This is a genomic window from Bhargavaea beijingensis (assembly GCF_900101985.1).
Taxonomy (GTDB): Bacteria; Bacillota; Bacilli; order Bacillales_A; family Planococcaceae; genus Bhargavaea; species Bhargavaea beijingensis.
This window is the reverse complement of record NZ_FNAR01000002.1, coordinates 215,637-229,761: the sequence shown is the minus strand read 5'-3', so window position 1 is coordinate 229,761 and position 14,125 is coordinate 215,637. Positions and strand designations below refer to the sequence as shown.

The following is a 14,125-nucleotide window of genomic DNA, read 5'->3' as shown; positions in this document are numbered from 1 at the left end:
GTCGCTTGCATCCGGCGTTCATCTATCTGAGTAAAGGGGACGAAATTGATGAAAATTATATTAGTGGATGATCAGACTCTTGTCAGGAAAGGTCTTCGTTCCATCCTATCCCTGCAAGAACGGATGGATATAAAAGGAGAAGCGAAAAACAAACAAGAAGCATTGGACCTCATTCAAAAGAAAAAACCGGACTTGGTGATTGTCCATATTCAGTTGGGAAAAGAAAATGGATTTGATTTGATTGCTGAGGTGAGAGAATTGGGGGTGACTTGCAAATTCGCCGTTCTTATTCCTCTAAATGAGACAGTCCCGTTCCTGTCACCCTTAACCATGGATACAAAAGTAGAAGGATATATTTCCCTTGGTGCGTATCCTGAAGAATTCGTTTATGCCTTACAAACCATTTATCGGGGCGGAAAGTATTACGACCCCGCTATTATGGATATGATTCTGCATAGTCAACATAAGCCTCACCCGCACAGTAAGCGGTTGAAGCTATTAACTTCGAAAGAAAAAGAAGTATTGCGGATTTTGGGGAAAGGTTATTCCAATAAGCAAATAGCCAAAAAACTATTCATAACCGAAAACACTGTAAAAAAGCATATGAGCCAAATTCTCGCGAAGTTGGACCTCAGCGATCGTACACAAGCTGCGCTCTATGCAAATGAAGTGGGCCTGGTCCAGTATCAGTGCGAAGCTTCAGTGTGAAAAAAGACAGCAATCATGTGACTCCGGTACTGTGGCCGGGGTCCCTTTTTAATTGAAGCGACGAAATTCTTTGAACTAAAAAACGCCGCTGTTCTCCCAATGGAGACAACGGCGGCCGGTTTCGGTTATGAGTGATGACCTTTCGGCTGTGAGTGGTTACCTGCCGGTTCGTTCCTTATCCTCTTGGCGGATGCGGGTCTTTTCCGTAGGTGTTCCTTTCCCGGATTTTCCCGTCTTCACCGTGGATCAGAAGTTCGGAGCGTTCTTTTTTCGCGATGTTCCGGCCGATTTCAAACGCTTCCTGCTGGGTGCCAACGGTGTGGGACGGCTCCGATTCCCCTTCCGCTTTCACTGCCCATCCGCCGTTCACCGGGACAACGTGCTGGTTCTTGCCCATGTGCCTCATTCCTTCCACTCTGAATTTATTATTCTCTACCCTGATTCCCGGCCGGCCAAATCGGGTAAAAAGCCATTATTGACTCAGCAGGGAGATGACATCATGAAGATTATGAAGGCCGCACTTATTGTTTCGATTGCACTGAATGTGCTGCTGGTCGGGGCGGCAGCGTTTTATATCCAGATGAACGGCGGCGAGCGGTTTCTTAAAACGCAATGGCGTGCGCTCACTTCCGACCAGCCGTTCAACGACTATTACCTGAACCAGAAATCCGTGTTCGAGGCGGCGCCGGCCGATGCCCCGGTCGACAAGGCATTTATCGGCGACAGCCTGACCGACCACGGACAGTTCGGCGAGTATTTCCCCGGCGAAACCGTGATCAACCGCGGGATCCGCGATGACACATCCTATAATGTGCTGCACCGCATCAAGGAAGTCGCGGAGCGCGAACCGAAGGAAGCGTACATACTGGTCGGCATCAACGACATCATGGAAGGCATCGGGCCGGAGGAGTACGAAAAGAATGTCAGGAAAATCGTCGGGGCGTTCGATCATGGGAAAACCGAGGTGACGCTATTTTCGATCCTTCCAGTGAACTATGATTTGATCGGGAACTCGATCCGTGACGAGGAGATTGCGAAGTATAACGGGATCCTGAGGAAAGTCGCCGAAGAAAGTGGCGCCCACTTGATCGATCTGCATCCGGCGTTTCTGGATGATAAAGGCCAGCTTGATCAGCGATACACAATCGACGGCGTCCACCTGAACGGCGCCGGCTACGACGTATGGATGGAAAAGATGAAGCGATAGGAAAAGCCACCGGCGGCGCCGGTGGCTTTTTGTCTTAGAAGGTGATCTGGCATCCTGGCAGCGGCAGGCTCACGCATCCGACGAAAACAGCATGCGGCAGCCGGTTTCGTCATTCGCCCCTCCGGTTTCGCCATTCGCACACTTAGTTTCGTCATTCCGCTCCCCGGTTTCGTCATTCGCGCTACTCGCCGGTGCGAATGACGAAACTTTACGGCCCAATGACGAAACTGAGCAAACGAATGACGAAACTTTCCCTACGAACAAGGCATGAACTCCCGCCTCGCCCCCTACTGAGATTCTGCCAATTTGGGATGAATGATGACCTCGGGTGGCTCATTGCCTATGGGAGCCTTGCAGCCTTGTGAATGGTTACTTCGCCAGATCAATCGCCGGCCGTGGCTGGCGTTCCCTTCAGAAGGGTTTTGCATTGGCGTGGGCGAGTGCTTCCAAAATGGTGGCGAGTGCTTCGAAAGGGAGCCCCAGTGCTTCCAAATCTCCCGCCAGTGCTTCGAAACCTTGCCCCAGTGGCTCGAATGATAGTTCCAGCAGACTTAATGGAGGAAGGCCGAGGCCTTCCTTCTAAATGAAAAGCCGCCTTCGCGCCCTACTGAGATTCCGCCAATCGGGGGTGAGTGGTTACCTACGGACCGCGAGTGATTACCTCGGGTTGCTCATCGCCGATGGGGTCCATTCAGACTTGGGATTGATTTCTACGGCAGTTCAATCGCCGGCCTTGGCCGGCGTTCCTTTCAGAAGGGGTTTGCCGTGGTGAGGGCGAGTGCTTCGAGCGGGGCCCCCAGTGCTCCCAAATCCTATGCGAGTGCTTCGAAGCTTCGCCCGAGTGACTCGAATGATGGGTTCCAGCACATTTAATGAAGGAAGGCCTCGGCCTTCCTTCTCCTTTTGGATGAATTGCCACCTCCACCCCTAATCTAACAACGTACAAACGGTGAATTCCCATCAATCCCCACTCACAACAACCGATTTCAGTTAAACTAATAGAAAAGCCTGAAAGACGCCCCCTGCTATTCGTATGACATGGTCTTCTATAAGGGTTAATAAGAAGGGTAAACCCGTTCAATTGAGCGGCGCAAGCAGGCGAATTCACGGCGCAGATATCAGAGAGAATGGGGTGGCCTATTTGTCAAAATTCCTAGCAGCCCTGGTTTCTACACCTATCCTAACGGCATTAATCAGCCTATTGAGATACACGCCGAAGGATGAGATGGAACCAGGTGTCTATCATTTTGCCTTTACCGAGTTATTTATTTTATATTCTTTTTACGTTGCACCGATCTATTTTATTTTTGGGATAGGCGTGTCATGGACCGTCAGTCAATATGTTGACAGTCAGGTTAAAAAGCTAAAGGTGTATCTGCTCAGTGGCGCAGGGATATCTGTGCTGCTGGCGATACTCACAATGTACGATACTGTGATCATTCCCGCATTTCTCCTGTCTATGCTTTTTGGAGCAGTTGCTGCTTTTATATTTTGGGTTATTGAACAAGCATTCGATAAATTAATGGAGCACTTACGCACTAGTGATGCAGGAATTAAAAGAATATCTTGAGAAGTAATGGTATGACAGCAACGAAGATGCTGGTTGGTACGATACTCATAAACACCGGGATGATATCTACACGGTTACTGGAGTTTTGACAGTGGTGCCGTGGCGAAGATCTTGGGGCTGGATGGCAGCAGCCTAAAGAATGTCCCCTATTATCCGTATGACATGGTTCACTATAAGAATTAACAAGAAGGCATTCACATTGGGTGCCTTCTCTCCGTCTGCTCTTCTGTGAGTTCTTACCTATAAGACAGCGTCCATCCTCCTTCCACCATCTAGCAAAAACGGGCTAAACGTCGCAGTCCCTTGGTCAATACTCAATGGTAAACTATTGGTAATTGATCAATGCTGTGCATTCCGCAGAAGAAGGTGATGGAGATTGAAGGTGTTGGATGCCCCCGCGTTTGAGGAGGGGCTGGCGCGCAATAAGGAGACATTGAACCTGCTGGAGAGCGAAATGACGCTCATTATGGACTCCGTCAGAGAACTGGTCCAACTGAACGAAGCACTGAAAGGCCAGGGCGGAGACGCCATCAGGAGATTTTATCAGGAATGCCACCTGCCTTTTCTCGAGTACTTTCTCCTGTTCAAAGAGAACTTCCACAGCACATTGGCCGGCATCGAATCCGCAGCGGATGCGCTGGAGCCTGCCCCCGACGGCTACATAGATGAAGGTTTTATTGAAAGTGAAGTGGAGAATGGGCTCAATCAAATTGCCCGGATCTCCAGTAACCTGACGGATGAGACCAATGCCGTCATGGACCAGGTTGCCGATATCGTCAGCCTCCCCCACCTGGATGACAGTCAGGTACAGGAGGGCGTACTGGATGCACGCCGAGATAAGAATCGGACCGTCAGTGATCTGAATGAATTCGACGCCACACAGACAAACCGGCTGATGCCCGTATCAGACCAACTCCAGGCAATGGAACAGTGGATCGCTCAAATCGAATCCTTGTTCCAGAGCGGATTGACTGGCGTTGATTTCCCTACACAGCAATGGGCCGCAGTGGTGGCCAGGTCTCCGCTCCAGCAAGGACTGGCACACCAATCCGCAACGATGGATAGCGTCAACGGCCTGAACGGCATGGAGAACCCCCAGAATGTTTTGTACAATGGAAGGAACCTTGGCTCCTCCACTCTCGAAGGTATCACTCCTGAATCACTGATGACTGCTCCTAATGCTGCAATCGGAAACAGCACCGAAAAACCAGAAGCAGAAAGCCAGAACGGATTCCTCAAGGTTGCAAAAGACTTAGCGGATTTTGCACTACTCGATGATCTGGAAACCATCACGGACAAGGACTCCTCCCTCCTGCAAAAAGGCATCGCCATCTTCGGCATGACGCCGATGGGCAAAGGAGTGAAGGCCGGGAAGCTTGGTTTTAAACTGGTGAAGGAAACCCCAGTAGGCAAGTGGTTCAAAACTGACGCCAACAATACGGCACTCAAAGGAAAACGCCACTACACCGCCACTGAAGTTGCACAAATCCAGCAGCGGAATGCTATAAAATATGTAGAATCCGGAAAAACCAAACTGAAAAACAACCAGCAAAAAGGCAACTACGGCGAGATGAAAATGGATGTGCATTATGAGAGTCAGGGATACAATAGAATTAGCAGAGATCGAGTTACGAAGTTAGATCAGCCTATTGCTAAAGGAATTGATGGAGTTTATGAAAATTCATCCCCACCGCCTAAATTTGTAATTGCGGAAGCCAAATATAATAAATCCCGATTAAAGAATTTAAAAGATGGAAGAAGACAGATGGATGACATTTGGGTGTCAGATAGACTTGAAAATGCAATAGGCAAACAAAAAACCAAAGAACTCAACAAGGAGAAACTCCTTAACCCAAACAACGTTAGAAAGGATCTTGTAAAAGTATCCAAAGAGGGGAAAACAGATATAAAACATCTTAATAAGGATGGCTTTAAAGAAATGGAGTGATTGCGTGGTTAGAGATTCCTTAAGAGATGAAAACTATTTCAAAAAGTATTTGGAGTCCGAAAATGAGAGCATTGACGAATTTAAAGATCTGTTAAAAGTCGTGATTGCGGAACGCGGGATAGAAGATGAAGGTGTGCAAAATGGTTTTATTTCATTAAACACTTACAACTTCAATAAATTGAATGCCATGTATTCAGGCGGCGTTCCATTAGAAAATATACGAGACTTTATACCAGAAGTTATTGATACAATGGAGAATGCATGGAGCGGCGGTCACTATATCCAAATGCTTTGGCTCCTCTCCATTGGAATCATGCTTGAAATAGATGACTCTGATTTAGCCCGGCTAGAAGAGCTGATCAGGACCTATGAATTGGAAGATGCTTTGATCGATTTCCTCTTGTCCTCGAGAGGTCTGGCTTCCAATGAAAGCAACAGCCCATTGCTGCACGAAGATCCTTACCAAAATCTTTTTAACCTGATCTACTTGGATAATCAAAAACAGCAGGTCCAAAAGCTGAAGGAATATCTTGAGATTCACTGGTATGATGGCCACGAAGACACCGGATGGCATGATAGCCATAAACATTGGGATGCCATCTATACAGGTTATTGGAGCTATGAGAGCGGTGCGGTTGCGAAGATCTTGGGGCTGAATGACGAGAGTTTGAAGGGTGTACCCTACTACCCGTATGACATGGTCCACTATAAGAAGTAACAAGAAGGCATCCACATCGGGTGCCTTCTCTCCGTCTGCTCTTCTGTGAGTTCTTACCTATAAGACAGCGTCCATCCTCCTTCCACCCTCTAGCAAAAACGGGCTAAACGTCGCAGTCCCTCGGCCAACCCCCAATGGTAAACTATTGGTAATTGATTTTTGCTGTGCAATCCGCAGAAGAAGGTGATGGAGAATGAAGGAACCTCGGCTTCTCAAACCTGGAAGGACTTCCTCCTGAATCACTGATGACCGCTCCTAGCGCGACAATCGGAAACAGCACCGGAAAACCCGAAGCAGACAGCGAGAACGGATTCCTCAAGGTCGCAAAAGACTTAGCGGATTTTGCACTACTCGACGATCTGGAAACCATTACAGACAAGGACTCCTCTCTCCTGCAAAAAGGCATCGCCATCTTCGGCATGACGCCGATGGGCAAAGGCGTAAAAGCCGGGAAGCTTGGATTTAAACTGGTGAAGGAAACCCCAGTCGGCAAGTGGTTCAAAGCTGACGCTAATAATGCGGCGCTCAAAGGAAAACGCCACTTCACCGCCACTGAAGTTGCACAAATCCAGCAGCGGAATGCTATAAAATCTGTAGAATCCGGAAAAACCAAATTGAAAAACAATCAACAAAAAGGCAACTACGGCGAGATGAAGATGGATGTACATTATGAGAGTCAGGGGTATACCAGGATTAGTGAAGGTCGAGTAACGAAGTTAGATCAGCCTATTGCTAAAGGCATTGATGGTGTCTACGAAAATTCAACTCCTCCGCCAAAGTTTATTATTGCAGAGGCAAAATATAATACCTCGAGACTTGGCAAAGCTACTATTAAGGACCCGAAAAGGGAAATCAACAGATGAGTGATAATTGGGTATTTGAGGCACGTCGTCTAAAGAATGCAGTCGGCTTAGAAAAGGCTGATGAGATAGCATTTGAAAGGCTGTATAATCCTGATAACATCCAAAAGAAATTGCTTCGTATAAAACCGGGTGGAGAAGTAATCGAGAAAGTAATCGATTAGGATTGTAAGGAGAATCATAATGGCAAGGGACTTTTTAAAAGACGACCTTTATTTCGAAAAATTTATTCAAGATGAAACTGCCAGGATTGAAAAGTATTCTAAAGCAATAAAGATGGTCATACAGCAACGAGGCGAACATGATGATGGAGTGCGTGTCGGATACATCATATTGACCGGTTATTACTTATCAAAGTTAGAGGCACTTTATTCCTCAAGTCACCCTATAAATGAGGTCCGAGACTTTTTCCTTGATGTCATTGGAGTATTGGAGAAGTCATGGAATGGAGAAAACTATGAAGAGATGCTCCGCATGTTATCCATTGGAGTCATGTTAGATGTAGCAAACGACCAGTTTGACAGACTGGTTGGACTCGTGAGGAAATACAATGTGCAAGACGGTCTTTTGGAATTTCTGATTAAAGGGAAAGAGCAAGGTGACAAAAAAAATCTTAGTGGTGAACTTCTTTACAATCGCCCTTACGCCAAATTGGCTGATGTAATAGACAACCCGGACAAAGAGGAGCAGTTAAAAAAATTGAAGCTTTATCTGGAAAAGTACTGGTACACCGGCCATAGCGATTCCGGGTGGTATGACTCTCATAAACACCGAGATCCAATATACAGTGGATACTGGAGTTTTGAAAGCGGAGCGGTGGCAAAAATCCTCAAGCTCGACGACAGCAGCCTGAAAGATGTCCCCTATTACCCGTATGATATGGTCCATTATAAGAAGTAACAAGAAGGCATCCACATCGGGTGCCTTCTCTTCGTCTACACTTCTATGAGTTACTACCTAGAGTGAAGTAGAGAATGGGCTAAATCAGATTGCCCGGATTTCCAGTAACCTGACGGATGAGACCAATGCCATTATGGACCAGGTTGCCGATATCGTCAGCCTCCCCCACTTGGATGACAGTCAGGTACAGGAGGGCGTACTGGATGCACGCCGGGAAAAGAATCAGACCGTCAGTGATCTGAATGAATTCGACGCCACACAGACAAACCGGCTGATGCCCGTGTCAGACCAACTCCAGGCAATGGAACAGTGGATTGCTCAACTCGGATTCTCGACCCTGGAAGGTCTTCCGCCTGAATCGCTGATGACCGCTCCTAGCGCGGCAATCGGAAACAGCACCAAAAAGCCTGAAGCAAAAAGCGAAAACGGATTCCTCAACGCTGCAAAAGAGTTTGCTGACACTATGTTGTTCGACGATTTAAAAACCATCACCGACAAGGACTCCTCCCTCCTGCAAAAAGGCATCGCCATCTTCGGCATGACGCCGATGGGCAAAGGCGTAAAAGCCGGGAAGCTTGGATTTAAACTGGTGAAAGAAACCCCAATCGGCAAGTGGTTCAAAGCTGACACCAACGATGTCGCGTTCAAAGGAAAACGCCACTACACCGCCACTGAAGTTGCACAAATCCAGCAGCGGAATGCTATAAAATCTGTAGAATCCGGAAAAACCAAATTGAAAAACAATCAACAAAAAGGTAACTACGGCGAGATGAAGATGGATGTGCATTATGAGAGTCAGGGATATGCCAGGATTAGTGAAGGTCGAGTAACGAAGTTAGATCAGCCTATTGCTAAAGGAATTGATGGAGTTTATGAAAATTCGTCACCACCACCGAAGTACATTATAGCCGAAGCTAAATATAATTCAGCACAGCTACAACATACAAAACACCATAGGCAAATGAACAACGACTGGATAGATGAACGTTTAGAGGATGCAATTGGAAAAATAAAAGCTGAAGAAGTTGCGTATGAAAAACTTATGAATCCTAATAATGTACAAAGTAAATTAATCAGAATTAAAGCTAATGGAGAAATCATTGAGAAATTTCTAGATAACAGGGGATTTATTAAGGGGGACTAGATGATGATTAGAGATCAATTCAAAGACCAATCCTACTTTGATAAGTACTTGGCTGAGGAAGACAGGAAAATAAAAAAATTTAAACATGGGATTTCTATAGTAATCGAACAAAGGGGAGCCGAGGACCCGGGTGTTCGGAACGGATTCATTTCTTTAACCAATTATAAATTCAACAAATTACGTGCCATGTACTCAGCAGGTTGCTCTATCGCGGAAATACGTGATTTTTTTCACGAAGTGATCGATTCAATCGAACATTCCTGGGATGGGGGACACTATGTAAAAATGCTTTGGATGCTCTCAATCGGCGTGATGCTCAATATAGAAGATGAACAATTTGCCCGATTGGAACGCTTGGTCAGAAAGTATGACTTGCACGACAGTCTGATTGAATTCCTGATTCAAGGCAAGAAAGAACGCACCAGAACCATTAAAGAAAACCTATTGTTTGAGGATCCCTACGCTAATTTGGTTGAAGTGATTCAAACAGATGGAGAAACGAACCAGATTGAAAAGATGAAAACCTATCTTGAAAAGTACTGGTACAAAGGACATCGTGATGCAGGCTGGTATGATTCCCATAAACATAGGGATGATATCTACAGTGGCTACTGGAGTTTTGAAAGCGGGGCTATTGTAAAGATATTGGGGTTGGATGACAGCAGCCTGAAGAATGTCCCCTATTACCCGTATGACATGGTCCACTATAACGATTAAACAGAAGGCGTCCGCTTTGGGCGTCTTCTGTTGTTAACCTATTGGTAATTTGTTTAGGATGGTTTTAAGGAAAGGAATCCCCCGTCGGCAAGTGGTTCAAAACCGACGCCAACAATACGGCGCTCAAAGGAAAACGCCACTTCACCGCCCCTGAAGTTGCGCAGATTCAGCAGCGCTCCATCATCAAATCCGTCGAATCCGGAGATGTTAAACTCCGAACTAATAAACAAAAAGGCAACTACGGCGAGATGAAGATGATGGATGTGCATTATGAGAGTCAGGGATACAATAGAATTAGCAGAGATCGAGTTACGAAGTTAGACCAGAGTATTACTAAAGGTATAGATGGAGTATACGAAGATGCCGGTCCTCCGCCAAAATTCATTGTTGCTGAGGCGAAATACAATCGCTCAAGACTTAAACAGACAAAATCCGGAAAACAAATGGGTGATCCATGGGTCCATTCTTCAAAGCGATTAGAAAAAGCACCATCGGCTTGTGGGATTGGTAAGAAGTTATGAATTGCAGGACGGACTTCTTGATTTTTTGATTCAAGGTAAGCTGCACGGTAGTGAAACGTTTGAGGGCCATCTTAAGTTTAAGACCCCTTATGCTAAGCTGGTAGATGTCATTAATGCTGAAAATAAAGTGGAGAATTTGAGAAAATACCTTGAAAAGTACTGGTACAATGGCCATTCAGATTCTGGCTGGCATGACACGCACAAACATCCGGATCCGATCTATAGCGGCTACTGGAGCTTTGAAAGCGGCGCAGTTTCTAAAATTCTCGGGGTGGATGACAGCAGCCTGAAAGACGTCCCCTACTACCCGTATGACATGGTTCACTATAAAGGCTAAAAGAAAAGCGTCCGCAATGGGCGCTTTTCTTTTTCAAACCCTTCCCCTTTAAAGACCCTGTCACCGCTCACATCCCAGACAGCACTGATGCCCTCATCTCCAAATGGTAAACTGTTGGTATCGTAAGCTAGTGAAGGGGATCGATGCTGATGAGAGACCACCTGAAAGACAAGGATTATTTCAAGGACTATATCGAACAATATCATTCCGCAATCGTTGAGTTTGAGGGTTTGGCGGAGCAGCTGATCAATGAGCGTGGAAGGAACCTCGGCAAAATAGGAGTGGTTAAATGGTTAGAGATCCTTTAAGAGATGAACAGTACTTTGATAAATATATTAAATTTGAAGATGAATCAATCTTAGAGTTCAAAGAGTTATTGAACTCCGTTATTGAAGAGCGTGGGATACACGATAAAGGAGCACAAAACGGACTTAGAGCAATAAGGTTATTTCATTTCAATAAATTAAATGCCATGTATTCAGGCGGAAGGGATCTCAAGGAAATCAAGGATTTTGTTCCAGATGTTATTGAGTCAATGCAGAAGGCATGGAAAGGCCATTATCTGGAGATGCTTTGGATTCTCTCTATTGGAATCATGTTGGATATTGATCAAAAATACTTCGAGCAATTAGAAAAACTGATTAGAGAACACGACTTGAAAGATTCGCTGATTGATTACTTGTTGTCATCAAAGGTTTCGTCTCCACAGATATTGTCCGATTATTTGCTGCAAGAAGACCCTTATCAAAAATTAATCAGCATCACTCGTTTAAACGATAAACAAGAGCAAATTCAGATGATTAAGGCATACCTTGAAAACCATTGGTATCCTGGGCACGAGGACACCGAGTGGCATGACAGTCATAAGCATCAAGATGACATTTACAATGGTTATTGGAGCTATGAGAGTGGTGCAGTTGCGAAGATCTTGGGGCTGGATGATAGCAACCTGAAAGACGTCCCCTACTACCCGTACGACATGGTTCATTATAAAGACTGAAAGAAAAGCGTCCGCAATTGGTGCTTTTCTTTTTCAAGTACTTGCTGTCGATTGGGATCAAATAGGCAGGTTAAATGATGTCGTCATCATGGTGCGTAATCAATCCTAAGTCTGAATGGCCCCCATCGGGAAATGAGCCATCCGGGGTAACCACTCACCGTCCGTTGGTAACCACTCACCTCCGATTGGCCGGATCTCAGTGGAGGGCCATTCATCAGAAGGTAGGCCGCGGCCTTACGCAATTACTATCATTCGAGCCACTTGGGCGAAGTTTCGAAGCACTCGCGGAGGATTTGGAAGCACTGGGCTCTCGTTCGAAGCACTCGCCTCCCCCCAAAGGCAAAAACCTTCTAAGGGAACGCCGGATTCAGCCGGCGATTGATCAGCCGCAGAAATCAATCCCAAGTCTGAATGTCCTCCCATCGGGAAATGAGCTATCCGGGGTAACCACTCACTGTCCATAGGTAACCACTCACCCCTGATTGGCGGAATCTCAGGGGGACGATTCATCCGGCAGGAAGGCCGTGGCCTTCCGCAATTAAGTGTGCTGGAACTATCATTCGAGCCACTGGGGCGAAGTTTTGATGCACTCACGAAGGATTTGGAAGCACTGGGGCTCCCGTTCGAAGCACTCGTCCCCGTTTTGGAAGTACTCACTCTCGGGAACGCCCCCAATAGAAACCAAAAAGCCGCCCGATTCAGGCGGCTTTTCTTCATCTGCCAAGCATCTCCCGCGCCCGCTCCGGATAGTCGATAAACGGGTTGCGGTTTCCCTGGAGTTCCTGGATGGCGGCGTTTCGGTGTTTTTCGTAGACGTTCACGGGGTGTTCCTGGTGCCATGCCAGCAACAGCTCCAGGTCCATTTTCCTCAGCACGTCTTTATATCTCACCGCAAAATAAAATACGGCCCGCGCCACAATCCCCTTCCCATATTCGGGTTCGAATTTGCCGTCTTCGGCCATTCCGCAGCCGCTCCGGATTTTTTCTGCCCGGAATTCAGGGATGTACGACTCGAAATCATGGTATGGGTAGTTGCTTCTCATGCTGTTGCATGCGGGTTCGCAGGCGAACAGGTGATGGAGGTCCCCTCTCATCGGCTCTTTTTCACCGAACCAGGATTGGGGCACGACATGTTCCGTGTTGAAGACGGGTTTCTTGCTGCCGGCGTCCTCCGTCTGCAGGAGCATCAGGTCTTCTTCGATGGTCTTGAGCGGATCGAGGCTCGTGCCGGAGTACAGGCTTTTCAGCTTGAAGTTTTCCTGCAGGTCCACCCACGGATAGACGTATTGATGCGGTGCATACTTTAGCGGGCGGCTGTGCGTGCCGGCGAGCAGAGGATGGATGTGTTCCGGAAGGTTTCCTTCCCCGAAATCCACTTGGCTGTAGTAGACGGACCGCACTTCTTTATCCTTCTCCGAGTCATAATACGGTTCATTCAGCACGCGGTTGATATAGGTGGTCCGGGCGGCAATCCGCGCTTCCGAAATGCTGGGTTCTTTGATCATGTCGCACTCATGACAGCGGCTTTTACTTTTTCGGTGAAGATTTGTGCCAGGTGCTCCGGAACGGTCAGATAGACGAGGCCGTTTCCTTCCAGCTTCGGCGAGTTGCCGAGCGGAACGGTCCGTTTGATCAGTTGGGCATACAGCTCCGGTTCCGACAGCTTTCTTCCGAATTGCTGGGTGGCGTACACTTTGATCAGCGCCAGTGCTCCGGAGACGTGAGGGGCGGCCATCGATGTGCCGCTGAGCGTGGCGTATTTTCCGTTCAGATGGGTGGAGAGGATTTCCTCGCCGGGGGCCACGCAATCCACTTCGTTATGGGAATTCGTGAATTCGGACGGGTCGCGCTCGAGGTTGATCGCCCCGACACTGATGACTTCGTTGTAGCAGCCGGGATAGGCGAATTCGTCCGTCGAGTCATCGCCGTCGCCTTCGTTGCCCGCCGCGCAGACGACGAGGATGTTTTCCCCGACCGCCGCTTTGACGGCTTTGTAAAGCTCGGGGACATCAACGGGGCCGCCGAGGGACATGGAAATGATATCGGCGCCCTGGTCGATCGCATAGTGGATGCCTTTGATGATCCACTCGTACTGGCCGGACCCGTTCCGGTTCAGGACCTTCACGATGAGGAGGTCGGCTTCCGGGGCGACCCCGACGACACCCGCATCGTTTTCCTGCGCGGCGATCGTGCCGGCCACATGCGTGCCGTGCCCGTTGTAATCCTCATAAATCTCGGGGTTGCTTTTGTCGTCATCTGTGAAATTGCGGCCGCCGATAATCCGTTCCTTCAGATCAGGGTGATTGACGTCACAGCCCGTATCCAAAACAGCGACTTTGATCCCCTTGCCTTTGGTCTCGTCCCAGATTTTCGGCGCCTGGATCAGTTCCACACCCTTCGGCACTTCTTTGACGGACTCTTCCTGCTGAACCACCGTGTGAGGAATCACGCGAACGTAATGCTTCATCTCTTCCCCTCCCCTTTAGAGATTCAAA

Annotated in this window: 15 protein-coding genes and 2 pseudogenes; 14 read left to right on the top strand and 3 right to left on the bottom strand. The window is 47.6% G+C overall.

Features of this window, described 5'->3' with window-relative positions:
• Window positions 1-48: 48 nt before the first annotated feature.
• Window positions 49-708, top strand: coding sequence for a response regulator transcription factor (locus BLT01_RS02900; protein ID WP_092094392.1), 660 nt, complete (start codon window positions 49-51; stop codon window positions 706-708).
• Between the two features lie 175 nt (window positions 709-883).
• Here the strand turns inward: BLT01_RS02900 and BLT01_RS02895 are convergent, their stop codons facing one another.
• Window positions 884-1,105: a DUF2188 domain-containing protein gene (locus BLT01_RS02895; protein ID WP_092094390.1), complete on the bottom strand. Its 222-nt coding sequence runs from the start codon at window positions 1,103-1,105 to the stop codon at window positions 884-886.
• A gap of 102 nt (window positions 1,106-1,207) precedes the next feature.
• Between BLT01_RS02895 and BLT01_RS02890 the strand changes: the two genes are divergently transcribed.
• The 13 genes and pseudogenes from BLT01_RS02890 to BLT01_RS02840 all read left to right on the top strand — a co-directional run bounded on the left by BLT01_RS02890 (window position 1,208) and on the right by BLT01_RS02840 (window position 11,630).
• Complete coding sequence (locus BLT01_RS02890) at window positions 1,208-1,915, top strand: GDSL-type esterase/lipase family protein (RefSeq protein WP_245696850.1); 708 nt, start codon at window positions 1,208-1,210, stop codon at window positions 1,913-1,915.
• Window positions 1,916-2,996: 1,081 nt separating this feature from the next.
• Entirely contained in the window at window positions 2,997-3,485 is a 489-nt protein-coding gene (locus BLT01_RS02885) for a hypothetical protein (protein ID WP_092094388.1), read from the top strand.
• Window positions 3,460-3,668: pseudogene (locus BLT01_RS15015) on the top strand (PoNe immunity protein domain-containing protein); the annotation flags it as partial. The gene BLT01_RS02885 and the pseudogene BLT01_RS15015, both read left to right, overlap by 26 nt.
• 199 nt (window positions 3,669-3,867) lie before the next feature.
• Window positions 3,868-5,433, top strand: a complete 1,566-nt coding sequence (locus tag BLT01_RS02875; RefSeq protein ID WP_245696859.1) for a T7SS effector LXG polymorphic toxin — start codon at window positions 3,868-3,870, stop codon at window positions 5,431-5,433.
• A 4-nt stretch (window positions 5,434-5,437) separates the two neighbouring features.
• A complete protein-coding gene (locus BLT01_RS02870; RefSeq protein ID WP_092094543.1) occupies window positions 5,438-6,151 on the top strand; it encodes a PoNi-like cognate immunity protein in 714 nt (237 codons plus the stop codon).
• A 245-nt stretch (window positions 6,152-6,396) separates the two neighbouring features.
• The gene (locus BLT01_RS02865) at window positions 6,397-7,014 is read left to right on the top strand and encodes a hypothetical protein (protein ID WP_092094382.1); all 618 of its coding nucleotides are present in this window, start codon (window positions 6,397-6,399) and stop codon (window positions 7,012-7,014) included.
• Window positions 7,011-7,175, top strand: a complete 165-nt coding sequence (locus BLT01_RS15165; protein ID WP_176765009.1) for a hypothetical protein — start codon at window positions 7,011-7,013, stop codon at window positions 7,173-7,175. The genes BLT01_RS02865 and BLT01_RS15165 overlap by 4 nt, the downstream gene beginning before the upstream one ends.
• 19 nt (window positions 7,176-7,194) lie before the next feature.
• Window positions 7,195-7,911 (top strand): PoNe immunity protein domain-containing protein, encoded by a 717-nt coding sequence (locus tag BLT01_RS02860; RefSeq protein ID WP_092094380.1) that lies wholly within the window; start codon window positions 7,195-7,197, stop codon window positions 7,909-7,911.
• Window positions 7,912-7,987: 76 nt separating this feature from the next.
• A pseudogene (locus BLT01_RS15375) lies at window positions 7,988-9,055 on the top strand (T7SS effector LXG polymorphic toxin); the annotation flags it as partial.
• A 3-nt stretch (window positions 9,056-9,058) separates the two neighbouring features.
• A complete protein-coding gene (locus BLT01_RS02850; RefSeq protein WP_092094541.1) occupies window positions 9,059-9,772 on the top strand; it encodes a PoNi-like cognate immunity protein in 714 nt (237 codons plus the stop codon).
• 522 nt (window positions 9,773-10,294) lie between these two features.
• Complete coding sequence (locus BLT01_RS02845; RefSeq protein ID WP_245696849.1) at window positions 10,295-10,630, top strand: PoNe immunity protein domain-containing protein; 336 nt, start codon at window positions 10,295-10,297, stop codon at window positions 10,628-10,630.
• A gap of 149 nt (window positions 10,631-10,779) precedes the next feature.
• Window positions 10,780-10,938 (top strand): hypothetical protein, encoded by a 159-nt coding sequence (locus BLT01_RS15160; protein WP_176765008.1) that lies wholly within the window; start codon window positions 10,780-10,782, stop codon window positions 10,936-10,938.
• The gene (locus BLT01_RS02840) at window positions 10,920-11,630 is read left to right on the top strand and encodes a PoNi-like cognate immunity protein (RefSeq protein ID WP_092094374.1); all 711 of its coding nucleotides are present in this window, start codon (window positions 10,920-10,922) and stop codon (window positions 11,628-11,630) included. The genes BLT01_RS15160 and BLT01_RS02840 overlap by 19 nt, the downstream gene beginning before the upstream one ends.
• 713 nt (window positions 11,631-12,343) lie before the next feature.
• On the opposite strand, the gene BLT01_RS02835 is transcribed toward BLT01_RS02840, so the two are convergent.
• Together BLT01_RS02835 and BLT01_RS02830 are read right to left on the bottom strand one after the other, a co-directional pair.
• Window positions 12,344-13,135, bottom strand: coding sequence for an endonuclease I family protein (locus tag BLT01_RS02835; protein ID WP_092094372.1), 792 nt, complete (start codon window positions 13,133-13,135; stop codon window positions 12,344-12,346).
• A complete protein-coding gene (locus BLT01_RS02830) occupies window positions 13,132-14,097 on the bottom strand; it encodes a S8 family peptidase (RefSeq protein WP_092094370.1) in 966 nt (321 codons plus the stop codon). The genes BLT01_RS02835 and BLT01_RS02830 overlap by 4 nt, the downstream gene beginning before the upstream one ends.
• Window positions 14,098-14,125: the final 28 nt, after the last annotated feature.